The following is a 25,399-nucleotide window of genomic DNA, read 5'->3' on the forward strand; positions in this document are numbered from 1 at the left end:
GTGGTGGGGCCCTGACCCCACTTCTTTGATTCCACGAGATCGGTTCCTGAGCGAACCGATGCATGCTCCATGCCAGGTGACCCGAAATCCGTTGACACGCCGCATTCGAACGGCCGGTCCGTGGACGGGGCGCTGGCCAATGGGCACGGTCGTCCGTGGGTAGCCGGGGGTGCGAAGACGCTCTCGTCTATGTTTGGAAACAGCACTGATGGGGCCAATGGACCGCATTCGGGAAATCACCCGCAGCAATTGTCGCGGGACGTGCCTTGGTTCACTCGTCGTCGCGTTGCGACGGGGGTTTCTCTGCTGGTGATCTTGTTGGCCGCGTGCTTTGCCGGGGCGATCTTGGCCTCGGCCATTCAGCGAGCGACCGAGAACTTGGTCGCTCATTCCATGCAGTCGGTTCTGGCTGCCAACGTGAATTCGCTGGAAATGATGTTTTCCGATTTGCTAGGCGAATCGGAACGCTACGCTCACGACGAACGCGTCCGTCAGCTCAGTTTGCAGTTGCTGCGTGGCGAGGACCCGCCGTCCCCCGACGCACGCGAGTCCATCCAGCGGGATCTGTTGACGACCATTCCGCCGCTGATCGGGACGGTTCACTGGGTGTTGATGGATCGCAGTGGAGGCATCGTGGCCAGCAGTCTGGACGAGATGGTGGGGCTGACGATCGAGTATTCCAAAGTCAACCAAGAGCGATTGATCGGAGGTCATCCGACACTGGCGAAACCTCAGCGGTTGAAGGGCCACGACAATGAGACCGCAATCATGGTTTCGATGTCGCCCTTGATGGACCGCAACCAATGCATCGGCGCGTTCGGGTGGATGATGGAAGCAGACGATCGATTCAGTGATCTGTTGCAAATCACTCGATCTGGTGAAACGGATGAGTCCTATGCAATGGATGGCCAAGGCCGGATGTTGTCGACCAGTCGGTTTGAAGTCCAATTGGCTCAAAAGGGTTTCCCCGAACGCAGCGTGCTGAACTATCAAGTGCGTGACCCAGGATCGGACATTCTTGCCGGCGAGATGAACTCAACACCGGCCCAGAAATTGCCTTTGACGCGGATGGCGGATCAGGCGACCCGGCGCGCCGACGGGATGGATCTGGAAGGCTATCGAAACTATCGCGGGGCGACGGTGGTGGGGGCTTGGAAGTGGTTGCCCGAATTTGACTTGGCCGTCGCGACCGAGATCGATGTGGCCGAGGCGTATCAACCAGCCAGGATCCTGCGCGGGGTTCTGATCTCGACGCTGGCCGGTGGGGTGATCTCCGTCGGAATGGCATTGAGTTTGATTGCTTATTCGCGGCACCGAGCGGTTCGCAAACAGAGGCAGTTGAAAGAGGAGGGGGATGGCCGTCAGATCGGTCAGTACCGAATCTTGGAACTGTTGGGGGTCGGCGGGATGGGGTCGGTCTACCGAGGACGCCACGAGTATTTGCGTCGTGATGTTGCGATCAAGGTGCTCGAGGGCGAGCGATTGTCGGCGCGTTCGGTGGCCCGCTTTCATCGCGAAGTCCAGCTGACATCAACGCTGCGTCACCCCAATACCATCGCGATCTACGACTTTGGACAGTGCAGTGCCGCGACGGGAGAATCCCAGATTGGCAATTCGCGAATCGGGGATGTCATCGATCCCGAGGGGACGTTTTATTATGTGATGGAATACATCGATGGGATTTCACTTCAGCAATTGATCGATTACTACGGGCCTCAATCGCCGGAGCGAACCGTCCACTTTTTGTTGCAGATTTGTGGTTCGATCGCGGAAGCCCACAGCACAGGGCTGATTCACCGCGACATCAAACCAGCCAACATTCTGGTCAGTGCCCACGGTGGGCTTTGGGACCATATCAAGGTGTTGGATTTTGGGTTGGTCAAAGACCTGGGAGGCGATTCCAGTTTGACGCTGCACGAAGGCATGACCCGCGCCGATTCGATGACCGGCACCCCGCTTTACATGGCACCCGAAACGATTCGCGACCCGGCTTCGGCGTCGCCTCGCGCGGACATTTATTCGATCGGTTCGGTCGGCTACGCGTTGCTGACTGGACGCCCGATCTTCGAAGGTGACTCGGTCATCGATCTGTGTTTGAAACAGCTCGAACAGGTCCCCCCGCGGCCCCAGGATCGGCTCAATCGTTCGTTGCCAAACGAGCTGCAAGATATCTTGATGAAATGCTTGGACCGTTCCGCATCCAAGCGTTTCAAGTCCGTGGCCGATTGCACCGCGGCACTCGAATCACTGCCTGAGGCCGGGCGCTGGACCCAGGCCAAGTCCGCCGATTGGTGGGCCAATGAGTTCGATCAAGCCGCGCGAACGCAGCCGGGCCAGACCAAGAATCCGACGCTGGATGACACCGCCCTGACTCGTTGATCGAGCCGGGGAAGTGACCCTCGCCGGGAGCGAGTTTCGAGAATCAAGCGGCCGAGATTCAGGCGGCTCGGCGAGTGGCTCGCAACGTGGGCGAGTTCGAAGCCGTGGCTTGCCATTTGCCGTTGGTTTGACGCAGGATCATCGTGTCAGCGTAAGAGACCTTGCTCAGCACGGCTTCGAGCCCAAGCAAGGTTTCAGCGTCCAGCGATGGATCGAGGATCACGGCGTCCATCATTCCCAATCGATGCAGGACCGTCACCACACCGCGAGCGGCGGATTCAGGGATGATCGATGGACGAATCGCGAGCCCAGCCAATTGACCGTGGAAGTCCCGAAGTTTTAGCGTGCCGCCCACCATCTCAAACTGGTCGATCACCGCGTACTTCAGCGCCGGGTTGGCTTCGGCCAAGGCATGCACCACCGCGGGTGTGCGCGAGCCATCACCGACGCCGATTTCCAACACGCTGGCTGGCTGTTGCTTGGTCAGCATTTTGACCAGCCCATCGTGCTCACCACGAGACAGCATCGACAGCACGCCTCGCGACGTGGCGGCGGGTTTCGCTTTCGCGGTGGGAGCCGGTGCTGGAGCGGTGACTGGCACCGTCGGGGCGGCGACCGGTTGTGCCACAGCAGCCGATGCTTTCGCAGCGAGCTTCTTGGCTGACTTGGAACGCACGACCGGTTGGGGTGGTGCGTCAGCGTCCGGCGAGGTGACCGCAGGGGTTGCCTCGGAAGTCACCTTCGGTTGAGAAGTGACTCCACGCAGAGAATTCCACAGCTTCTTCAGAGGCATTGCCTGAGACCCTTCCTGGCTTGGCCCGTCGAGCGACGTGCGTTGGCGGTGATCCGATCCATCCAATGGTTCCCATCGGAACAATGGGCACCAGAATCCATCTGCATCCAGGAGGGTCTGGTTAGGCAAGCTTGGAAAAGGCCACCGGGGACGATTTCAGGGTCTCGCCGACGGATCAGGGGCTCACCCTGGGCTGATGAATAGGTTGGCAGGGTGGTAAGTGTGCGAACCGAATGCAACTCATTGAAAAAGTTGAATTGACAATTAAAAAATGCAAATTGATGCGATCTCATCCACGCATTCCAGCATTTTACAATTGTCAATTTGCACTTTCACTTTTTCAATCGCGACAAACACCGTATCAATACCATTCGTCGGAAACCGCCCAAACCGCCTGGTTGATTTCATCTTTATCAGCCCAGGCTCAGCCCATCCAGGCGGCTCGGTAGCTGAGACCGAGGTTGAGAATGCGCTGGATCAACGACTCGTACGGGATGCCTGCTGCGGCGGCTGACTCGGCGAAGTCTTCCCCGTATTCGATGTTGGGATTCGCGTTGGCTTCGATCACGTGGACCTCGCCGGAAGGTGTCATCCGCAAATCCATGCGAGCGTATCCACTCATGTGAAGCGCTCGGTAAACTCGTTTGCAGAGCTTGGCGATGTGCTTTTGTTGGGTGTCGGTCAAGCCTTCCGCGGCGTGGCAGGTGATGTCATGTTTCTCTTGGTATTTGCGGTCCCACTTCACTCGGCTGGTGGCGATTCGCGCCGACTCGTCCGGCATTTTGCCAAAGTCCATTTCCCATGCGGGGAACGTGACCAAACGTGTGTTGCCCATCACACCGACGTACAGTTCACGGCCTTCGATGTACTGTTCCACGATCACGTCGCCGCCCGTTTTCTCGTGCAGGAAGGTGACTCGTTCGGCGAGGGCTTCGTCGTTGTGAACGATCGAGGCTTGGGCGATTCCGAAGGACGCGTCCTCGATGGTGGACTTCACAAAGAGCGGGAATTCCAGCTTCTTAGGGCGTCGGACGGCTCGGCCATTGGGGAACACCGCGAAACGCGGGGTCGGGATTCGGTGGTACATCAGCAACTTTTTCGACAATGCTTTGTCTTTGCTGAGCATCAATCCACGCGGGTTGCAGCCGCTGTACGGTTGCTGCATCAATTCCAGATAACTGATCACGGCGAAATCGTAGGTGACCACACCGTAGAACTCTTCCAACAACATGTAAGTGATGTCGGGTTGGAAGTTCTGCAGGGCCGCACGAATGGGGGCCAGGTCATCAAAGATCCCCAGCGGCAGCACCTCATGCCCGAGTCCACGGAGGGTCTCGCAGACATCGTATTCGGCTTTCCAAGGGTCGGATTCTTTGTCGGTGAAGCCTTCCAGTGAATCGGGAGGAACATTGCCTTCGCGGACCAACACCAGCACACGCAATTTGCTCATCTGTGGTCTCCTGCGGTGAGGGCGGTTGCCGAGCTCATGCTCGGGCCTCCCCTCGCTTCATCCTCCCTTGGGGAGGGTCTCCCTGCTTCGAGCCGGGGAGGTTTACGCGCTGGATCCGATGCTGAACCCTCGACGAGGCGGTTGGGGTGGCCCAAGAATTGGGAGCCGGGTTCACTTGCTCTAGACCGCAGCACGGTGACCCCCTTCGTGCAGGAAGTTCGTCGTGCGGACGGCGACCAAGATCATCGCATCCCGTTTGGTATCTTCCGGCGAGGCTCCCAGACGAAGTTGCAGTTCGCGGCAGCGTTCGATCATTTCCTGGATGACTTGATCGATTGTGTAGGCGTATTCACCGGTCCATTTCGCGACCGAGCCACGCAGTTCAGTGCGGATGCGGCTGAGGAATGCGGCCGCGGTGACATTGCGGCGATGGCCATCGTCGGACGAAAAGAGACGCCGCAAATCATTGTCGTAAACGCTGGGGAGATCCAACCCGTAGTGCTGGCGTTTCCGCTCGTAGTGCGTCCGCAAGGTTCTGCGAATGCGGCTGATCGGATCCAAGGTCGCTCGGCATTGCACCGGCGGCTTCTTGCCCTGTAGCGACGTCATGAGTTCGTTCACCATCTTCAACTTTTCGATCGCTGGCCAGTCTTTGTAGCGAGTTCGCCAGCGTGAACCGGGACGCAGCCAGACTGCGAATGTCTCGGCAAAGTCCTCCAAAGGGTGGACTTGAGCGTACCACATGTCGAGGTGCAAAACGTGATCGCGGCTCGACGGTTTGGGCTGATAGTATTCTGGGTAAGGCAGCGAGGTTTTGCCGAATGTGTTGCGGTAGATGGCCTTGCGTCGCAACCGGAATGCGGTGTCGATCGCATGCCCAGCCTCGTGCCGCAAAATCTTCATGCACCATTCGTGAGTGCCACCTTCGACCTCCAGCAACTGTTTTCGTTCCAGTCGCATCAGTCGGGGATGCGCCAAGTAAAACGGAATGGCGATCCCAGGGATTTCATCGGGTGAGAACCAATCCTCACTTAACCAACAGTGGGGAGTGAATCGGAGATCGCGGTCAGCCAGTTCGGCATTGAGTTGCTCGATCCGTTTCTTCAGCGGCGAATTGGCGATTGTGACACCCAGGTCACACATCCGCAGATCGAGCAATTGCTCGTCTGAGAGAGAATCGAGATCCGGTTTTCGTTTCGCCATCAATCCGTGGTGCTAAGAGTCGAATCCGTTGCGAGAGTGGCCACTCAGGAACGTGCCGCCGAGACATTTCCTGATGACGTTCCATCGGTCGTCGCTCAGTGTATTTGCGTTCTTGGCAGATGCGAGTTCAAAGGTTCGCGAAAGACAATTCGTGAAACACAATCGGCCGGTTGCGCTGAGCGGTTGTTGCCGACCATTTCTAATTGCCTTTGCTCTTTCCCTTCCAGCCCCGACTGCGTTCCTCGGGATAGAGTCGCTCGCCATTGCGTCGAGCGTGACTGCGTGGGCTGGGGTCCCAGTTTTTGGCATCGCCTTCGGCGGTGATCAATGCCATGTCGTTCAGTGGCACATCGTGCAACGCGGCCAACTGCCGCATCGAGTTGTCGTGGATGGCCTGTTGGTTCTTTTCCAGGGAAGCTCGCAGAGGATTTCCGTCAGGAACCAGCAGCGGGGCCTCGAGCGTCGTCCGGGCCGAGGCTCGGATTTGATCGTAAATCAAACGGCGTTTGCTTTCGGGAACATTCGCGATCGGGAGCGCCGCGAGTTCGGCTTCGCTGAGCACGACGAGGACCGGTTGGTCACTCTCTGACGGTGCCGCATCCGATGCCTGGGAATCGTTGGGGGGGGAGGAATCGGACGATTCGGAATCCGACGTCAACATCACGGCCAACACGCCAACCATTGCGAACATCAACACGCCTCCCAGTACCCCCGCGAGAAGCGGCACGTTCAGGTCACCACTCGCCGAGGAAGACTTGTTTTTCTTCGGTTTCGCGGGTGTCGTCTGCGGTGCCTCCACGACTTGGGCTGAGTCCACGCTGAACACATGGCTGCAGGAGGGGCAGCGAGCGGTCACCACCGACGCGGGAACGTTGGCGGTGGTTTTGCACTGCGGGCAGCGAACGGAACGGTGGCTCATGGGCGCGAGTCAGACTGAAATGGAGGCGAATGAGAACAGGAAAACACAAACGTCGATTAGCGAGTCGGCAGCAAAGCGGCGGACAAGGAACCGACCATTGGCAGCATTTGCTCAAATCGCTGTCGGATCGCATCGGCGCGGCGACCGGTCAGACCATGCGAGTCAATGTGACCGATCTCATTTGCCAGATCTTCCCAGGTCTCTGCCAGTTCGGACACGGTGCGTTGCAATCGATCCAACGGCTGGCGGCGATCCAAGTCCTCGTGCAGCTTTTTGGCCAGTTCGTAAAGTCGGTCCGTGCCCCGAAGAACCTCTCGCTCGTAAGAGTCTGGCGTCAGGTACCGTGCGTAGCGTTTCAAGTCAGCTCGAAAGTACTCGGCGGATCCTTCTAGCGACGCGGCTTCGGACAGCAGAGCTTGTCGTGTCCGAGGGGACAGTTCGTCTTGCCGTGAACCACCACCAGGCAACGTCGGACGAGACGGCGGTGGCATCCACAACAAAGCGTAGGTTTGGTCGCCGCATTGAGCGATGCGAGCCAGACGACGGTCCAGCACCGGGTCGCGGAGGGAGGCCAATTCATTGGCGTAGTCTTGCCAGCGAGCCACGAAATCAGTGAAGCGGCTGACGATCACGTCGTACTGAACCGTCTCCGCCCGGTCAGCTTCTTCCAGGATCACTTCGCGAAGCAATCGGCCTCGGTGCACCAAGTCGCGCGCCTGATCCGATGGCACCCGAGCGGTCTCGACGTCATCCAGCAGAGCTTGCATGTAAGTCGCGGCGATGAGCATTTGATCGTGCAAACCATGGCGATCAAATTGGGCTTCGATTCCCATTTGGCGTGACAACTGGCGGCCGGTTTGATCACAACTGGCAACAATCGCTCGCAGTTGATCGGAACGATTCGGCAACGAGCGAACTTGGAAAGAAAGTTCCCGCCAACGTTGGTCCAAACTGCGATAGGGATCATGCAGTGGCGCGAGCGAGTTGGCTCCATCGCATTGATGAAGCACGGTTCGCGTGAGGGCTTGAACCTGATAGGTCTCCGGCAGCAAAGCACGAACGCCAGCGTCACGTCGCGACAAGGCTTGGAGGGCTTCCTTGAGTTCCGCCAATTCACGATCCATCTGAATCAACTGTTCGGCGAACTGTCGAACCTCTCGGGAGGACGTGCGAATCGTCTGCGGCCCATCGTGGCGATGGTCGTCGCGGGGATGGTTCGAAGACGGTGGGGGGCGGTTTCCAGGCGTGGCTGGGCCGAGGGGGCCGGCGGGGAATTCTCCAGGCCGTGGTGCCGGGCGAGGTGCGGGGGCGGGCGGTCGTCCTCCACGATCCGCTTCGCGTTTCGACATTTCCTCTTGCAGCTTCTGTTCGGCGATCGATCGGAACAAGCTTTCCAGGAACGATCCGTTCTGGGCCGAGGCAGAGGGGGCAGCGAACAAGCTGAAAAGCAAGCTGGCGATCAACAGCACAGCGACGCGAGTTTGCGGTCGTCCGAAAAGATGGCGACGACGGTTCGAAGGTTGGTTCATGCAAACCACAGCGTCGCCGCTCGATTTCGAACCGATGGGAAGAGAAGAAGTCATGAGGAGATGGTCCGATTTCAGATCATGGAGATGCCCGGTGGAGGCAGGGATGTTACCAGCCAAGCAATTGAATCGACTGTTGTTATCGTAACACTTTGCCAACACGAGGCTGCCGTTCTGTTCGGTAATGCGGCCAAGACCTGGTCGGTCAACCGAAAGCAGGTGGAATCTTTCCACCTGGTGCGGTTTTAGGCTCAGTCTTCCTGGCGTGAATGCCGTTGGCACGAGCATATGAATCGCTCTGCAACCAAATTGAACGAACGTGCTCGGCGGTGGCCCTTGGGGCGATCGGCGAACGGACCGTCGAACGATCGACGTGTCGCGTTGCGAATTGAAGACGATCGATTGATGTTGTGCATCGCCAGTCACTCGGCCGAGGCGATGCAACTGAACGAACCCGCCGACGAAATGATCGTCGATCAAATCCGCTGTTCCGATTCCAAAGGTTGGATCAACAGTGGGCGTTGGGCTGAAATGGCGGAAGCGCTGGCGACTTTGAAACAGCGCCATCAAATTGGTGATGATCCAGTGGCCATCTCGCTCAGCGGAGACTTCTGCGTCACGCGAATTTCGGTGGGGACGGTGGAAGATGTGGACCGCGATCTGTCCGCCCTGGCGGGACGCATCCCTCGCTATTTGCAGTTGGGGCCGGGCGGGAAAGTCACGGGGCACACGCGCGAGACAATCGGTCCGGGGATGGAGCACGCACTGACAGCGGTGGGCAACCGAGTGCGTCTGAAAAATCTGTACGAAGTGTTTCGAATGTGCGATGTCGAGATCGCTTGGTTGGAACCTTCGTTGGTCAGCTTGGCCCGACTGACGGGGTGGTTGGGGTTGGACCGACACGCACCTGTGTTGATTGCCGATTCGTTTGGTCAGTCGTGGGAAGTGGGGATTTCATTCGAGGGACGATTGTTGTTGGACTATCGTCCGGCAGCGACCCGAGATGGCAGTGAGTTCGCGGATGTGATCGATCATCACCTCGAGCGATTGCAGCGATTTTGTCAGCGTCATCGCGGGATGTCCGACCACCAGTTGGATCAACTGTTTGTCGGGGGCGGCGTCGACAAAGTGAATCCTGTTGTCCGCCACTTCGCGAATGATTCCAAGCTCTCCGTGTCCGCCATCGATTTGAGTTCCGCGTCATGGAAGATTGATCGGTACAAGAACGTTTCCGATGACGACCATGACAAAATCGCTTGTGACGTACCGTTGGCGGCGAGTGACACGGTCGCTGTGATGGCAGCGGTGTTGCCGTTGATCAGCAACCACGAGATGCCCAAACCTGATTTGCTGCAAGAGATCCGGCGGGATCGTGGCAAATCGTTTTTGCGACGAATGACGGGGACCGCTTGGCCCGTCGCGGCGGCCGCGTGTTTGTTGTTGTTCGGGTTTGCGATGGTGGCCAACGAGCGGTCCCGCGCCGATCGGCAGCTGCAAAAACGAGAGTTTGTCGAAACGCAAATGCGGCAAACCCAAGTCCGAATGGCCGGCGTGCGTGAGATGCGGGAAATCGTCACGCATTTGCAAACGATTGAATCCAAAACGTTCTCGCCACAGGTCGAGCAGCTGGTCACGCAAATGGCGCAGTGCTTGCCCGCTCAAACCCGTTTGCGATCGATGGTGTTGGATTCCGATCGGCAAATTCATTTGGAAGGATGGACGGCGCAGGAAAACGACATTTATGACGTGATCAGCTACGTCCGACGTGTGCCTGAAATCGACCAAGTCGCGTTGCTGGGGACGACCGCCAGCGCGGACGATGACGGTTTGAATTTTCAGATTCGGTTGGGGATGCGTCCCGATCGTTCCGCGACGGATCTGGGTCAAGGGGCATCCCATGAATAAACCGAATGACCGGCTAATCCGGGGGATCGTCGCGGCTGGAAGTTTCCTTGCATTGATAGTGATCGGAAAGCCACTGGTCGATGAGTACAGGGAGCTTCGTGCTGGTCAGCGTGAACTGTCAAAGCTGGAAGAAGAATTTGACACGCTGCAGTCGCGTGATGTGCGGTTGCAACGAATCGAAACGACACTGGCGGATGAACGCCAGCAACTGTTGGAGCGTTCCACCACGCCAGACCGAATTCAACAGGTTCGCGACACCGTGATCGGTATCGTTCGACAGGGAAACGCGACGTTGCGTAGTTTGGAAATTGACGATGGGCAGCGGCGTCGATGGGCCAGTCGAGGAGACAACCCGCACAATCGACGGTTGCCAGAGATGGACATGGAATCGGACTTTGAGCTGCATTCGCACTCGTTGACTTTGGTCGCGGATGGCTCGTTGGATGCGGTGATGGAAGTGACGGAGAAAATCAACCGCCAGCGGTGGTTGATGACGGTCGAGAGTTTGGCCTTGGAGCCTGCAGGCTCAAACGACAAATGGATTGGTTTGAAACTGCGGATCTCGTTGTATGGCCTGCAGCGTTCCGTGCTCGAAGAAGACGATCTGGTCGCAACCAGCACAAGAATGCGGCTGAAGTGAGCCGACGCCACGTCGGCTCACACCATTTTCACCATTAGGAATCAACGCATGGCCAAGGAAGGCTCCGCGTCACAAGCTGAACCTGTCATTTCAACTCCGAGCGATTCGCTCGCGAGTCCGATGACCTTCCGTTGTGTGAGAACTCGACGCGCGCTTGTGGGATTGATTCAATCAGCCTCGTTGGGCATCGGCGTGTCGTTGACGATGCTCGGGATGACATGGAGCGGTTCGACGTTGACCGCGGCTGAGACAACGGTTGCTACCAACGTCGAAGCCAGCATGACGACGGCGACAAGTACGATGGCAGGTCCTGCTTTGGGAGCGACCTCCTCCACTGATTCGCCTGACACCGAATCCAGTGTTGAGTCCGACGGCGTTGCCGAGACACTCACACCCCGAAGTTCCGTTTCGTTGACCGGGCCTCCCCTGGCGATTGAGGAAGTTCTGTTGCAGCGAGGCAGCATCACGTTTCGCAAAACGTCACTGCAAGAAGTGGTTTTCCTGCTCTCGGATCTCTGGAACATCAATATCGTGGCCGGTGAGAAGGTGACCGGCGATGTCTCGGGAGTCTTCAAGGACGCTCCTCTGCGGGACGTGCTGTCCGCGATTTTGACCTCGTCCGGCTACGGTTACATCGCCGCGGGAAACAGTTTGGTGGTGTTGCCGCTGGATGAAGTGGGCACAGGAAGTCCGGAGTTCGAGTCACGAACATTGCGTTTTCAAACCGCGGATGAGAACGAGATGAGTGCCACGATCTCCGCGGCGCAGTTGCTGTTGTCCGATCGCGGCCGAATCCAAGCGGTTGGACGGGGGGCGATGCTGGTCGTCGACAACAAGACCAACATCAACCGCGTGCAAGAAATGTTGACTGCGATGTCACCGGAAGCGGCGATGCCACGTAGCAGAACCGGGGGCGAAACCTCGGGCGGCGGGGCCTCCACCGATCGTCAAGGAGCGAGGGCACCAAGTGTTTATGACACGCTGGCGACGGAGTTGATCTATTTGACGCCTCAGTTCACCGAAGCCTCGGAGATGCGTGAGTCACTTCAGGAGGCACTCGGGGAAGGCACGATCGTGGCGGTCTATGAAGCGGAAAACCGCATCATGATCAAAGGCAATCGCGCGCAGTTGGACTTGGCATCGCAAGCCTTCAAGCAACTGGATGTGCCGCGTGCTCAGGTTCGAATCACAGCGTTGATCTACGACGTCAGTTTGGAAGAGCTCGAAATGCTGGGGGTCAATTGGGGACGCGGTTTTCGGTTGAACACCACCGATGAATCGGCGCTCGCTGATTTTGCTGGCAACGTGGAGCAAGCGGTGACCTTTGGCACGCTTGGTTCCGGTGGCGCCACCACGATGGGCATTCGAACCTTGACGGACAACTTTGACACCAGCTTCCTGCTCAGCGCTTTGGACAGCAGTGATGAAGCCAAGCTGTTGGCCGATCCATCGATCACCGCGATTGATCGCCGGGAAGCGTCGATCAAAATCGTTCAGCAGATCCCGATTGTCGCCGCCCAGCCTGCTGAAGGAAGCAATGTCGTCTTCGCCCAGGTCGAATTCAAAGACGCCGGGATCATCCTCAAGGTGACCCCGCGGATCAGCAACGACAACACGATCGAATTGAAGGTTCAGCCCGAATACAGCGTCCAAGTGGGCGAGATTGAAAACAACCCGGTGATCGACAGTCGCACCGCAGAAACCACCGTGCGGGTCGCCAACGGCCACATGTTCACGTTGGGTGGTTTGCGGCAAAAACGAATCATCGAAGACGTCAGCGGCGTGCCCTACCTGAGGGATCTCAAATACATCGGCAAACTATTTCGCAGCCACGACACCCAGGTGCGAGAAAGCGAACTGATCGTCTTTTTGAAACCCGAAATCATTTCACCCTACGACCATGGGAACGAACGGTCACGACAAGCCCAGTGCGTCGCCACTCGTCAGTTGGATTCGATCCCGTACGCTTCTGTGTGCCCGCAGTCTCCCGAATGTTACGATTTGAATTGTCCCAACCACCATCCCCGAGTGCGTCTGAATGGTGGCACAAACGAACTTCAAATGTTGGGTGGGGAAGGCATTGCACCGATGGAGTTCGCCTATCCCGGATTGATGAATCCCGCTCCGGTGGTGCCCGGGCAAATGATGCCTCTGTACGAATTTGACTCCGTGCCTTCGGGGGCGGCGACCTCCGAGGCCGTGCCCTCCGATTCGGTCATGTTTCATTCCAATGGAATGATGTTGGAAGAGTCGACCGTCAATGAACCATTGCGAGCCGGTGATTCGGCCACCCACATGCTGGGAACACCATCGATTTACCCACCGGTGCACATTCATCCGTTGGAGCAACCGTGATGGCGGAGCAACGTTTGACACGGGAGTCGATCTCCCAGGAAAGCCAGACCAACAAGAAAACCATGTCGAAAAAGTCGGTCAAGCCGCGTTCGACTCGTTTGAAATGGGCAATCGCGTTCGTGTTGTTGTTCGTGAAGATCGTGGTGCTGCCGGGGTGTGGAGTCGATCCCGAATCGATCGACACGATTCGGCGTGTCGCGATGCAAGACCAGAAAACGAAGTCGGATCTGGGGATTCGCGACCAGGGCTTGAAGACTGTTCCGGGGAACCAGGCGATTCGGTTTGTTCCGCCGTTCCCTGATCGCAAGGACCCCTTTCACATCGACCAATCGGCACCGTCCACGGTTGTGAAGCCGACCAAGGCGTCCGAATACGTCGTGCTCGGATTCGCCGACGTGGGAAAAACACGTGCCATCATTCGTTTCGGCGAAGAAACGCAGTTTGTCTCCGCAGGCGACACGGTGGGTGGTGCGGAAGTCTTGGCGGTGATCCCACCGAGAGTGCGTTTGAAGAATGGGAACTTCATCTGGGAAGCCAGCATGTTTCAGTCGCCCTGAAGCTAGCAACCAAGTTTGTCCGAGACGCCTTTTCGTGCTCGACGTTGGGGTGCGATTTCGCGTTGGACACAGATGAATTTTTTGGGGTGGATGCGATCCTTGAGGACGGTGGCGGTTTCTTCGAAACAGGCCATCTGATACGCTTTGCGTTTGAAATGTTCTCAACGCGAACCGGCCAAGGCATTTGGGACTGCTCGCATCACACCGACGGAAATGAATTATCTGTTGCCCTGGAGGCAGATCGTTTTTTCGCCCGTTTTTCACCGCTTTTCTGTCGGTCATCGGGTGGATTTTTCTGGTTCAGGCCTCGCCTGTTGCCGGTCAAGAACCGTCGGATGGTTTTGATTCCACCATCTCGGTCGCATTTCAACCAAGCCTTCTTGAACAGCCCCTGGTCGCTCGCGAAGGTTACTTCCAGTTGACCTGGGATGTGACGAATGCCAGCGAATCGCTGGGTTCCTTTCGAGTCTATGAGCTGGATCCAAGCGACGGCGCAACGGTCCGTTCCGGTTCACTGGATGGCCAGGATTCGGGGACGCTTGAGCCGTCGGTTGGGATGGCGGATTCCGCTCAGCGTGTCGTCTATGAGGGGACACTGCCGATCGCGTTTGTCTCGGGGCTGCCCGATGGAATGTATCGCTATCACGTCGAGGCGTTGGATGCAGAAGGCGAATTGATTGCACGCTCGGAAGTGCCTGCAACGGTGCAGGTTCTGCACTGGCCGGTTTGGCAGGCGATGGTGCTGCTCGTCATCGGCGCTCTTGTTTTCTTGGCCGTGGTCGTTGTGATCGTGCAAGGAACCCGATCATGAATAGCCTGATGTTGGCAGCAAGCGGAGCGATTCTCAGTGCCGAAGCGGGATACATCCTGCTGGCAATGTTTGGAGTGTTGTGGATTGCACTGGGTTGGTGGTGGGGCCGGCAAGCCAAGTCGTACGACGGTTTCGCGGTGGCCGGTCGCAACGTGGGCCTGGCGATGGGAACCGCGACGGCGGTCGCAACCTGGATCACTTCCAACACGACGATGCTGGCGCCGCAGTACGCGTTGCAGCTTGGGATTTGGGGGATGTTGGCGTATTCCACCGCGAGCTTTGGGTTGTTCGCTTTCGCTCCGATGAGCGGTCGCATTCGAAAATTGATGCCCAAGGGGTACACGGCGGTCGAATTCATGCGTCGTCGCTACGGGTGGTTGGGCACGGTCCCGTTCTTGATCATCTCGTTGTTCTACGCGGTGACTTGGTTGGTTTCCATGTCGATGGCGGGGGGGAAACTTCTGAATGTATTGTCAGGCATTCCCTACGAGGTTGGGATGTCCGTCGTTGTGCTGGTGTGCGTGGCGTACACCTTGTTCGGTGGCATGTACGCGGTGATCGGAACCGACTTCATTCAGAGTCTGATCATCTTGGCTGGATTGGTCGTGGTTGCGGTTGCGGTCTTGACCCAGGTCGAAATCCAAGAGGTGCATGAACAGCTCAGCAACGAGCGTCCGATGCTGTTGTCGGCGTTCTTTCCGGCGGCGTTGATGGCACTTTTCAATAACTTGCTGTTTGGATTGGGTGAAATTTTTCACAGCAACGTGTGGTGGAGTCGCGCGTTTGCGATGCGTGAAGGTGTCGGTCCAAAGGCCTATGCACTGGGCGGCGTGCTCTGGTTGCCCGTCCCCATCGTGGCCGGGTTTTTGGGGCTTGCCGCGCCCGCACTGGGGATTGGAATCAGCGAACCGGACACCGCAGGACCATTGGTTGCTGCAACCCTGCTGGGGACCGGCGGTGCATTGCTCGTTTTTGTCGTCGTTTTTTGCTCGCTGGCTTCCAGCATCGATAGTTTGCTGGCCGCGACATCAGATTTGATCGTCAATGACATCGCCGAACCGATTCAGCGACGCGTCACAAACAAACATGCCTCCGATCCCTCCAAACGCAGGTGGTCAGCCGTTGCTATCATTGGGTTGGGGGCGATCGCCTGGGTGGCCGCGTATCCGAACGTGGGGTCGCTGGCGACGGTCCTGTTCTTTGCCGGGCCGTTGGTTGGCAGTTGCATTTGGCCGGTGTTGTGTGGGTTGTATTTTCGTTCGGCCAGTCCCATCGCGGCGTGTGCCTCGATGGTCCTGGGGAGTGCATTGGGTTTGGTGGCGTATTTCCAAATCGGTTGGTTCACGGCATCGTTGATTGGGGCGGCGGTTTCAGGGATCACGTTTGCCGTCTGCTGCTTCTTTTGGCCAGACAACTTCGAATTCGATACTCTGGCGGATGACTGAGCTGATGTTTTCGGTTTTCTTCTTTCAGTTTCTAGTGATTGGCAGTCTGGTGCTTTGTGTGCTCGGCGTGGCGGTGCTGATCGGATTTTTGTGGATCGACCTGCGAGACAAGCAAATCTGGTAATCCAATGAATTCACTTTCTAACCAACAAGTGTCCGAAGCACTGAGTGCAACGGCGACCAACTCCAAGGGACAGAAGTTGTCGCCGCTGTCGTTGCTGGACGCGTTCGACGGGGTCATTGACCGCGAGACGCTCAAGTCGCTCGCGGGGCAATCGATTCTGAACCCGCGTCAGTTTGACCGACGCACCATTTTGGCGATTGCTCAGTTGGCGGCTCTCTTGGAGTCCCGCAACGTTGAAATGGACAAGCCGCTGGACGGCAAGATCGCCATCACGGCGTTCTTCGAACCCAGCACCCGAACACGGTTGTCGTTTGAAAGCGCGGTGCAGCGACTGGATGGAAAAGTTCTATCCGTGCCCGATGGTCAGGTCACTGGCATTGCCAAGGGAGAATCCCTGGCGGACATCGGGGAGATGTTCAACACCTACGGGGACGTGGTCATCATGCGTCACCCGGACACGGACAGCCTGGATGAGATTCGCAAGAACTTGAAAAGGCCGTTGATCAACGCGGGCAACGGTTCGGGGCACCATCCCACTCAAGCGTTGATCGATTGGTATGCGTTGCTGAAGTGGCGACCCGAACTGCATTCCGAACATTGCCCACCGGAAAAACGAGTGCACCTGGGAATCATCGGCACGCCGGGATCGATGCGAGCGGTGAAGAGTTTCTTGCGATTGTCGCTGATGTTCGCGGGCGCGGTCAGCAAGATCACGTTGATCAGCGAGATGGCCGACCCGGTCGGTTTGGATTTGACGGAACCGATCGAGCAATCACCCATTCCCATTGAAATCACCAACGATGTCCAAGAGGTCCTGCCCGAATTGGATGTCGTCTATGTGAACTCGATCGCGTTTTTGGGCGACAGTTATCGCAATCTCGACTCACGATACAGCTTGGATGCGAGCAGTCCTTTCAAGCCCGGCGCCGTGATCATGCACCCGCTCGCTCGCAACGCTGAGTTGAGCGAGGACTTGGACGAAACTGACCACAATCTTTACTTCGCCCAGGCGGCTGGCGCGGTATTTGTTCGGCAAGCTTTGTTGGCGGCCGTTTTGGATCGAACCGATCGGATCAGCGGCATCTGAATTCGCGGTCGTACACTTCTTTCTATTCATCCATCTCTACGAATCACCAACACCATTTATGTGTGGCATCACCGGATTTTGGAATCCATCCCGTACCAACGAACGCGAATTGCGTTTTGCGCTTGACCCGATGCTCGAGGTTTTGGACCACCGCGGTCCTGACGAGCGCGGCAGCCGTTTGTTTCAGGAACGCGGGCTGGCGATGGGGCACACCCGATTGTCGATCATTGGTTTGGCGTGTGGTCATCAGCCGATTGAAACCGACGATGGTGACTACGCGGTCACGGTCAACGGCGAGCTGTACGATTACAAACGCATTCGAACGTCGCTGGCCTGTGAGAAATACAAGTGCAACGGAAAAAGCGACAGTGCGATCACGCTGCCACTGTATCTGAAGCACGATCTCGCCATGGTCGATCACCTTCGCGGCGAATTTGCTGTGGTGCTTTACGATGACCGCAAGGAACGTTTGGTTCTGATTCGAGATCGATTTGGTGTGAAGCCGCTGTATTACGCGGTCAATGACAACGGCATCGTTTGGGGATCCGAGGTCAAATCGATCCTGCAGCATCCTGACATCGAACCTCGGATGTGTCCCAAGGCCGCCGTTCACCAAATGATGCAGGTCATGGTGCCGGGATCCACTGCCTTTGAAGGCGTCGAAGCGTTGCTGCCTGGGCACATGCTGGTGGTTCAGAAAAACGGTGACTCACTGGAGGTGCAAACGAAGCGTTGGTGGGATTTTGAATTCCCCGAATCGCATGACGAGAACGCGGATCCCGAACCGTTCATCCAAGGTGTTCAGGATCGCTTGATCGACGCCGTCGCGACGCGCTTGGAAGCGGACGTGCCCGTTGGATGTTATTTGTCGGGCGGGATCGACAGTTGTTCCATTTTGGGGCTGGCCAACACGCTGCAGCAGTCGCCTGTCAAAGCCTTCACAATCGCCTTCGACAGTGATGAGTACGACGAATCGAACATCGCCAAACGGATGGCGGAAAGCACCGGTGCCGAACAAGAGTTGCTGCGACTCACGGAAAAGGAACTCTATGGCCCGGCTTTCGAACGAGCCACGTGGCATGCCGAGCGAACTTTCTACAACACGTTGGCGGTTGCAAAATGGCACATGAGCCGCCGCGTTCGAGCTTGCAATTACAAAGCCGTGATCACCGGGGAAGGCAGCGATGAACTGTTCGGTGGCTACCCGTTCTTCAAACGAGATTGGCTGGGCCGCGACGATGAAGGCGGCATCTTCGCCGGTGCCATCTTGGCCGAAGAAGATCTGCAGCACAGTGCTTGGCAAGACCTGTGCGGGTTCACACCGTCTTGGATCCAACCCTGGATGATGGTGCTGAAACGATTTGAGCCGATCCTGTCGTCCTCGCTCACCGATCTCTTGCGGGAGTACGACCCGGTCGGCGAAGTCGCCCGTGCCATCGATCCCGCTCAAGTTCGCGGTCGCCATCGTTTGGACGTGTCACAGTACACGTGGAGCAAAACGATGTTGGAAGGTCAGATTCTGACCTGGGGCGGTGACCGGATGGACATGGCCAACAGCATGGAAGCCCGTCCGGCGTTCCTGGATCACCATGTCGCGGAGTACGCCACCACGATTCCGCCGAACATTCGCATCCGCAATGGGGTTGAAAAATGGGTGCTCCGCGAGGCGATGGTCAATGTGTTGCCGCGGGAACTGTACGAACGCAAAAAGTTTGCCTTCATGGCACCGCCAGCTCACACCGACCCGGTGAAACGCGCCGCCGTGCAAGAGATGATTGATCATTGGCTGACACCTTCGCGCGTCGCCTCGTTGGGCTTCTTTGAGCACGGCAAGTTGATGCAGTTCATCGACGATGCCTGGAAAGAAAGCGATGGCACGATCGCGCGTCGCAATGACATCGTCATGAATCACGTCTTGCAATTGCACATGCTTCAAGGCCAGTACGTTGAGGGTCTGCCTTTGCCGGCAGTGGATTGATTGCCATGCAAGTGAATCTGGAACGGATCAAAGCCGATATCCTGGAACTCTCGCAGATCGGCCGGAATTCAGAAGACCATGGCATCTACCGGATGGCGTTCACGGACGCCGACATCGAGGGCAAACGTTGGCTGATCGACCGGATCCAGGCCGCGGGATTGCCAAACGCGATGGATGGGGCCGCGAATATTTCGGCGACCCTCGCTGGAAAAACCGATTTGCCGCGAGTCTTGGTGGGGTCTCATATCGACACCGTTCCTTGTGCCGGGGCATTGGATGGGACGCTGGGCGTGGTCGCAGGTTTGGAATGCCTGCGTTGCTTGAAGGAATCCGGTGTCCAGCTCGAACGCACGATCGAACTGATTGCTTTCAGTGACGAGGAAGGTCGCTTCGGCGGGATGTTCGGATCGCAATCTGTCTGCGGCCAAATCAACCCGGAAATGATCGCGACGATGACCGACATGAATGGCGTTCCGTTGCAGGATGAAATGGCTCGCCATGGTTACGACCCCGTCGCGGCGTTGGATGCGGCGAGAGATCCAGAGGCCCTGCACTGCTACTTGGAAATGCACATCGAGCAAGGGCCCGTGCTGGATCGGCTGCAGAAATCCGTGGGGGTCGTCGACCAAATCACGGGACTGTTCACTTGGTCCGTGCGGCTCAAAGGCGAAGCCAACCACGCAGGAACCACGCCAATGGACATGCGGCACGATGCGTTCATGGGGTTGGCCGATTTCGCGCATGAGATCCCACGAATTTTGGAAGAGAACGGCAGCGACCGAAGTCGGGCAACGATCGGGAAAGCTCAGATTCTTCCTGGGGCCACCAACACGGTGCCCGGCTTGGTGGAATTCGCCTTGGACGTGCGTGACACCTCCATGGAGGTGCTGGAGGAGTTGGCCGATGCATTTCGGAAGGCGCTCTCGGCAATCGCTCGTCGGCGAAGTTTGATGTTCGAGTTTGAACAGAAGAGCTTGATCAGTCCGGTCACGTGTGGCGTTTCGATCGTGAAGGCAATTCAGCAGCAGACCGAGAAATTGCAACTTGAGTATGAAATCATGCCCAGTGGGGCTGCCCACGACGCCCAAATCATGGGAAGAATGATTCCCGTGGGGATGATCTTTGTCCCCAGCAAGTCTGGGCAAAGTCACTCGCCCGCGGAATGGACCGCCTGGCAGGACATCGAAGCCGGAGCCAATGTGCTGCTCCACTCGCTCGCTGAAATGGCTGGGCCATCTGCCGAGTAGTCCGGCACCACCGATTGAACGCATTGAAAGCGCACCATGAACGAATTTGCACCGCACGAAGAACACCCCGATCCACTTCGCGAAATCTACCACGAATCATTTGTCGACAACCCTGCCCACGGCGAGTTTTTGGTGGGGCGGCACACGGCGTTGCTGTGCATCGACTTGCAGTATCTCGACGCGGCTCCGGGGTGCGGTGTCTTTGCCGAAGGAAACAACCACGGCGTTTCAGACGAGAGCCAGAAGTACTACTTCGATCGGCTGAGTGAAACGGTGTTGCCCAACGTGCGGCGGCTGCAAGAAGCGTTTCGGCGTCGCAACCTCGAGGTCATCCACACTCGCATTCAGTCGCTCACTCAGGACGGACGAGATCGTGGCAAAGGTCACAAACGCTTGGATCTGTTGGCGGCCCCCGGTTCGCATGAGGCCGAGTTCTTGACGGAAGTTGCGCCGTTGCCCGAACGCGACGAAATCGTCATCAACAAAACCGCCAGTGGCGTGTTCAGTTCCACGAACCTGCATTACGTGCTCAAGAACATGGGCATCGAATCCCTGTTTGTGGTCGGTGTCTACACCAACGAATGTGTCGAAACGACCGTTCGGGACGCATGCGATTTGGGATACCTCGTGACCCTTGTCGACGATTGCTGTGCGACCGTGACGCCGGAGCTGCACAACGCGACGCTGGCCACGCTTCGCGACCGATACGCGCGAGTCATGACGATCGGCGAAGTCATCGAAACGGTCGTGAATCTGATCCCCGCCAAGACCGACGGCTGAGAAAGACGGCGATTGCTGCCGGAACTCCGCTAAGCAGGTACGCAGGAATGATTGGGGCTCACCTTGTGAGCCGTTTGGGTGTTTGGGTGTTTGCCTGGACTGCGAAATGTTTGGTGTTGGCGTTCGGATAGCGAATGCAATTTTTCTTCCGGCTTGCTGTCTTTCTTCATCCCGGTAGGGATGTCAGATGGTAGCCGGGGGTTGCTGCGTAGCAGCGTACCCCCGGAAAACGAGCGTCCCAAAAAACACTCTCCATCCCGCCGTGGCCATCGGCCACGGCGGGATGGAGAGTGGCGGCGCGGGCTACAGGTCCGTCGGTGGCGCGATCGCTTACCGACGGCAACCATCTGAAATCCCTACCGGGATGAAAACTTGCGCACACGAATGCGTTCCATCACACCAAACATTTTGCAGCCCAGCGTTAAGCAGGTCGGCAGGAGTCTTTCGTCATTGGGACTGTTTCGGGAAGCGTTGTTGCCCCCACGTCCAACCGGGGCGAACGCCCAAACGGCTCACATGCCCGATGACACCTGCTTAGCGTTTCGGTCCGGCCGACTTTGAATTGTGTCCGTCCACGATCGTCTCGGATGGGGCCGCCCCGTTCGCTCGGGGCGGAAGCCCCGAGCAGGCCTTGATCAGCTCATTTCGGCTTTGATCAGATCGATCAAATCCTGGGTTTGCAATTTCGCAGCCGCATCGGTGCCATCCAAAATGCCCGCCACCAATTCGCGTTTGTCGGCGTGGAGCTGAAGGATTTGCTCCTCGATCGTTCGCTCGGCGACCAAGCGATAGACGGTGACCGCGCGTTCTTGTCCGATGCGGTGAGCCCGGTCAGTCGCTTGGTCTTCCACCGCAGGGTTCCACCATGGGTCGAGGTGCAACACGTAATCCGCGGCGGTCAAGTTCAGACCCGTTCCACCGGCTTTCAGCGAGATCAAGAACAGATCGCCTTCGCCATTTTGGAACGCATCGACGCGGCGTTGCCGCTCGTGTGATGGCGTGGCCCCGTCGAGGTACTGGTAGGAGATCCCACGTTCGTCTAGGGCTGCTCGCACGACACTGAGGTGTTTGACGAATTGGCTGAACACGAGTGCCCGGTGATCGCCTTCACGAAGTTCTTCCACCAGCGACAAGAACAGTTGCAGCTTGGACGAAGTGCCCTTCCAGCTGGGTTCGACCAGGGAGGGGTGACAGGCGAGTTGGCGCAGTCGAGTCAGCCACGACAGCGTCTGAATACGGCGTCGACCTTCGTGCGATGGAGCACCACCACCGGCGGTGAGTTCCGCCAGAGCAGCCAAGCGAGCGTCTTCGTAGAGCTTGCGTTCGGGAGCGGACAATTCCGCACGAAGCGTGATCTCGGTGCGCGGCGGCAATTCTTTCAGCACCTTGTCCTTGGTTCGACGCAGCACAAACGGACGCACCAAGCGAGCGAGCGATTCGCGGCGATCCGCGTCGTTGTGGCGCTCGATCGGTTCCGCGAAACGACTTCGGAATCGTTGCCAAGAACCGAGCAACCCGGGGCTCAGTGTCCGGAACAGACTCCACAATTCGCCCAGGTGATTTTCCAGCGGCGTGCCGGACAGTCCCAGACGCCAATCGGCTTGGAGCGTTCGGATCGCTTGCGATGTCTTGGTCTGCGAATTCTTGATGAACTGAGCTTCGTCGAGCACCAGCGTGTGCCAGGCTCGCGAAGCAAATCGTTTTGCATCGCGTTGCAGCAGTTGATAGCTGACGATCAACAGGTCGTTGGGCCCTGAGGTTTTGATGACTTCGTCGCGGTCGCAATCACGGTAGAGTTTGCCGGTCAACGCGGGCGTGAACTTCTCGGCTTCTCGCACCCAGTTTTCACCGACACTGGTCGGTGCCACGACCAACGCGGGACCCGTGGGGCCACGTTCCACCAAGATGCCCAGCGTCTGGACCGTTTTCCCCAGACCCATGTCGTCGGCCAGGACGCCGCCGACTCCCCAGCGACTCAGGCGGGCGAGCCACCGGTAACCATCCAACTGATAATCACGCAGGGTGGCGTCCAAGCCTTCGGGGCGATCGGGTGCCCAATCCTGAAGCGAATCAAGTCGTTCAATCGCTTGGTGCCAGGTCGCGGTCGTTTCCAGCGTCACGTCGTCGCCCAGCACGTCTCGAGCCAACGGCACGGCGGCACCCGCCAAACGCAGTTGCCCCTTTTCGCTGACCAGCGTGTCGCCCAACTGCGTCAGACGCTTGCGGAACGCTTCGCTGATTTTTGCAAATCGGCGATCGCCAACTCGAACGAGTTGCCGATCTTCGCGGACGGCAGTCAACAAATCTTGCAGCGGCACGTCGACACCGTCGACGGTCACGGTGCCGGTCATGCCGAACCAATCCGGCGAGTCATCGATTTTGATTCGCAACGATTTCGGCGTGATCTCGCCACGCACGCGGAACGTTTCGCCTTCGGGCCAAACAATCCGTGGGGCTTCATCGCCAGCATCGTGCAAACGACCTAGCAAATCCAAGGCGGCGTGATCGGTCAGGGCGACCCACTCCATCGTGCTCTCGTGAGACAGTCGGTTGAGCCCAAAACGTTGGATCGTTTTTTCAGCGGTTTCGAGTTCGGCTTTCAAGTCGCGTTGCAGACGGATCGGACCGGTTTCGGCCAAGCACGGCACCAACTCGGGAGCGTCCCCGGGCACCAACGAATCACGCAGTCGGGACTCGTGCACCCGCAGTGAAACCTTCAATCCCGCACCGGGACGAGGACGCATTTGCAGCACCAACTCACACGGTGCCGGCACAATGGGGCCAGCCAGTTGCGGAGGCAATTCCACTCGGATCAGCGAATCGATCGAACCTGCGGCCAGCGCCAAACGCGATGCCGTGGCGTGATCGAGCAACGTGTCGCGGTAGTCACCGCGAAGCAAGAACTGAATGATTCCAATCGCGGCCGGGTCCGCCAGCGTGCACAGCACGATTCGGTCGTCCTCGGCATCGGCCAAAATGATCGCCGGTTCCACCGGGCTCAATCCGCCGACCACGGTTTCGCATTTCTGCACATCGATGTCGATTCCGTCGACCGACAATCGTGGTTGAAACTGAACCTCGACCTTTTCATCGTCCGCGATCAGGTCGTCAACGATCATCGTGTCAGTGGGGACAACGCTGCGGACGGGCTCCGGTTCGGATTCTGGCATGGTCAGCGTGGTGGTCACGTTGTCCAGCAGTTCGTTGGCCGATTTGCCCGAGCGCTTCTTTGCTTTTTTGGCAGGCGTTTTCTTCGCCGGGGCTTCGCTGTCCGATTGGCTCTTGGATGCTTTGGGTTTGTTGGACTTTTCGACTTCGACCGGCTGCAGCGTCAACAGCAGTTGGCTGCAGAAGATTTCCACCGGCAACGCGTTTTGATCGTCCCACGCGACGTTCTCGTGGCCTGCCAGCATTCGTAGGGCTTCGAAGATGGCGTAGTTGTCATCGTGAACGCCGTGGGTGGGCACCGACGTCAACGACGCGATTTTGCTGTCCAGAGGATCGGTCAGCAGGTTCTGATCGAGCAGGTCGAAGCTGCGGACCTCGCGGCCCTTGGTCCAACCCTTGCCGCCTTTGCGTTGTTTCTGTTCGAACGGCGTGATCGTCAGCGGAGCCGTTTGCGATGCCATGTTGACGCGAACCCGCCACTGCAATCGGGTCGGCTCGGCGTCTTCGGCCAATGGGGGACGCGAATTTTTGGCTCGTCGCAACAGTTCATCGACGAACTGCTTGCCGGCTGCGACCGCATCGGCTTTCAGGCCACCGAGGAATTCGATCAGTTGGCCGTTGCCGCTTCGCCGAGCGATTTGTTCTTGCAACCACCAAGCCGCGGCCAACGTGTGCGGGCACGATTGGTCTCGCAGGAACGCCACGCATCCGCATTGGCACTCGCTGGTCAATTCCCCGACCCCTCCCGGATCGTCCTCGTCGACTTGGGGAACGATCTCGAGAGCAACGGTTTGTTGCTTTTCTCGATTGCCTACCACCTGGAAATCAAAGCGAACGCCGTTGTCGCCCTGGGTCAGGGTGGGAGTCTTCACCGTCAGCATGGCTGCACGGGAATCGAAACCCTGATCGTGTGAATCGACGAGACGCTCCACCGCCTCGCCCATCAGCAATCCGAGCGATCCGAGTTGGTCTTCCGCGATCCAGTCCATGCGTGTTGCTTCTCAGAAGGTGCAATTCAAAAAACGAGCGAAA

18 protein-coding genes are annotated in these 25,399 nt (G+C 57.8%); 12 read left to right on the top strand and 6 right to left on the bottom strand.

Translation table 11 applies throughout. From position 1 onward, the window contains the following. Positions 1 to 69 precede the first annotated feature (69 nt). Positions 70 to 2,379 (top strand): protein kinase domain-containing protein, encoded by a 2,310-nt coding sequence (locus UH5x_RS23400; RefSeq protein ID WP_482633868.1) that lies wholly within the window; start codon positions 70 to 72, stop codon positions 2,377 to 2,379. 58 nt (positions 2,380 to 2,437) lie between these two features. On the opposite strand, the gene UH5x_RS23405 is transcribed toward UH5x_RS23400, so the two are convergent. The 5 genes from UH5x_RS23405 to UH5x_RS23425 form a co-directional block, all read right to left on the bottom strand. Further along, the gene (locus UH5x_RS23405) at positions 2,438 to 3,172 is read right to left on the bottom strand and encodes a hypothetical protein (RefSeq protein WP_047813156.1); all 735 of its coding nucleotides are present in this window, start codon (positions 3,170 to 3,172) and stop codon (positions 2,438 to 2,440) included. Between the two features lie 424 nt (positions 3,173 to 3,596). After that, the gene (locus tag UH5x_RS23410; RefSeq protein ID WP_047813107.1) at positions 3,597 to 4,622 is read right to left on the bottom strand and encodes a D-alanine--D-alanine ligase family protein; all 1,026 of its coding nucleotides are present in this window, start codon (positions 4,620 to 4,622) and stop codon (positions 3,597 to 3,599) included. 180 nt (positions 4,623 to 4,802) lie between these two features. Further along, a complete protein-coding gene (locus UH5x_RS23415; RefSeq protein WP_047813106.1) occupies positions 4,803 to 5,825 on the bottom strand; it encodes a putative zinc-binding metallopeptidase in 1,023 nt (340 codons plus the stop codon). Positions 5,826 to 6,024: 199 nt separating this feature from the next. Further along, positions 6,025 to 6,744 carry a zinc ribbon domain-containing protein gene (locus tag UH5x_RS23420; RefSeq protein ID WP_482633869.1) on the bottom strand — a complete coding sequence of 240 codons (720 nt, stop codon included), beginning with the start codon at positions 6,742 to 6,744 and terminating at the stop codon, positions 6,025 to 6,027. A gap of 56 nt (positions 6,745 to 6,800) precedes the next feature. Further along, positions 6,801 to 8,327 carry a hypothetical protein gene (locus UH5x_RS23425; RefSeq protein WP_482633870.1) on the bottom strand — a complete coding sequence of 509 codons (1,527 nt, stop codon included), beginning with the start codon at positions 8,325 to 8,327 and terminating at the stop codon, positions 6,801 to 6,803. Between the two features lie 231 nt (positions 8,328 to 8,558). Here UH5x_RS23425 and UH5x_RS23430 point away from each other — a divergent pair, with 231 nt between their 5' ends. From UH5x_RS23430 to UH5x_RS23480, 11 genes are all read left to right on the top strand, one after another. Beyond that, a complete protein-coding gene (locus tag UH5x_RS23430; protein WP_482633871.1) occupies positions 8,559 to 10,175 on the top strand; it encodes a hypothetical protein in 1,617 nt (538 codons plus the stop codon). Continuing rightward, entirely contained in the window at positions 10,168 to 10,815 is a 648-nt protein-coding gene (locus UH5x_RS23435) for a hypothetical protein (protein ID WP_482633872.1), read from the top strand. The genes UH5x_RS23430 and UH5x_RS23435 overlap by 8 nt, the downstream gene beginning before the upstream one ends. A 48-nt stretch (positions 10,816 to 10,863) precedes the next feature. After that, on the top strand, positions 10,864 to 13,170 hold the full coding sequence (locus UH5x_RS23440; RefSeq protein WP_482633873.1) for a secretin N-terminal domain-containing protein: 2,307 nt from the start codon (positions 10,864 to 10,866) through the stop codon (positions 13,168 to 13,170). Beyond that, positions 13,170 to 13,727, top strand: a complete 558-nt coding sequence (locus tag UH5x_RS23445; RefSeq protein WP_047813101.1) for a hypothetical protein — start codon at positions 13,170 to 13,172, stop codon at positions 13,725 to 13,727. The genes UH5x_RS23440 and UH5x_RS23445 overlap by 1 nt, the downstream gene beginning before the upstream one ends. 430 nt (positions 13,728 to 14,157) lie before the next feature. Continuing rightward, on the top strand, positions 14,158 to 14,538 hold the full coding sequence (locus UH5x_RS23450) for a hypothetical protein (protein WP_482633874.1): 381 nt from the start codon (positions 14,158 to 14,160) through the stop codon (positions 14,536 to 14,538). Then, positions 14,535 to 15,983: a sodium:solute symporter family protein gene (locus UH5x_RS23455; protein WP_083434777.1), complete on the top strand. Its 1,449-nt coding sequence runs from the start codon at positions 14,535 to 14,537 to the stop codon at positions 15,981 to 15,983. The genes UH5x_RS23450 and UH5x_RS23455 overlap by 4 nt, the downstream gene beginning before the upstream one ends. Continuing rightward, positions 15,976 to 16,107 carry a hypothetical protein gene (locus UH5x_RS23460; protein ID WP_261340210.1) on the top strand — a complete coding sequence of 44 codons (132 nt, stop codon included), beginning with the start codon at positions 15,976 to 15,978 and terminating at the stop codon, positions 16,105 to 16,107. The genes UH5x_RS23455 and UH5x_RS23460 overlap by 8 nt, the downstream gene beginning before the upstream one ends. Positions 16,108 to 16,111: 4 nt before the next feature. Beyond that, entirely contained in the window at positions 16,112 to 17,194 is a 1,083-nt protein-coding gene (locus UH5x_RS23465; RefSeq protein ID WP_047813099.1) for an aspartate/ornithine carbamoyltransferase family protein, read from the top strand. A gap of 109 nt (positions 17,195 to 17,303) precedes the next feature. Next, the gene (gene asnB / locus UH5x_RS23470; protein WP_236696021.1) at positions 17,304 to 19,172 is read left to right on the top strand and encodes an asparagine synthase (glutamine-hydrolyzing); all 1,869 of its coding nucleotides are present in this window, start codon (positions 17,304 to 17,306) and stop codon (positions 19,170 to 19,172) included. 5 nt (positions 19,173 to 19,177) lie between these two features. Continuing rightward, positions 19,178 to 20,419 (top strand): Zn-dependent hydrolase, encoded by a 1,242-nt coding sequence (locus UH5x_RS23475; protein ID WP_047813097.1) that lies wholly within the window; start codon positions 19,178 to 19,180, stop codon positions 20,417 to 20,419. Positions 20,420 to 20,455: 36 nt separating this feature from the next. Next, positions 20,456 to 21,199, top strand: a complete 744-nt coding sequence (locus UH5x_RS23480) for a cysteine hydrolase family protein (RefSeq protein WP_047813096.1) — start codon at positions 20,456 to 20,458, stop codon at positions 21,197 to 21,199. A 635-nt stretch (positions 21,200 to 21,834) separates the two neighbouring features. Here the strand turns inward: UH5x_RS23480 and UH5x_RS23485 are convergent. Continuing rightward, positions 21,835 to 25,356, bottom strand: coding sequence for a DEAD/DEAH box helicase (locus tag UH5x_RS23485; RefSeq protein ID WP_482633875.1), 3,522 nt, complete (start codon positions 25,354 to 25,356; stop codon positions 21,835 to 21,837). Between the last annotated feature and the right edge of the window lie 43 nt (positions 25,357 to 25,399).

The sequence above is a fragment of the Rhodopirellula sp. UH5 genome (assembly GCF_056839225.1).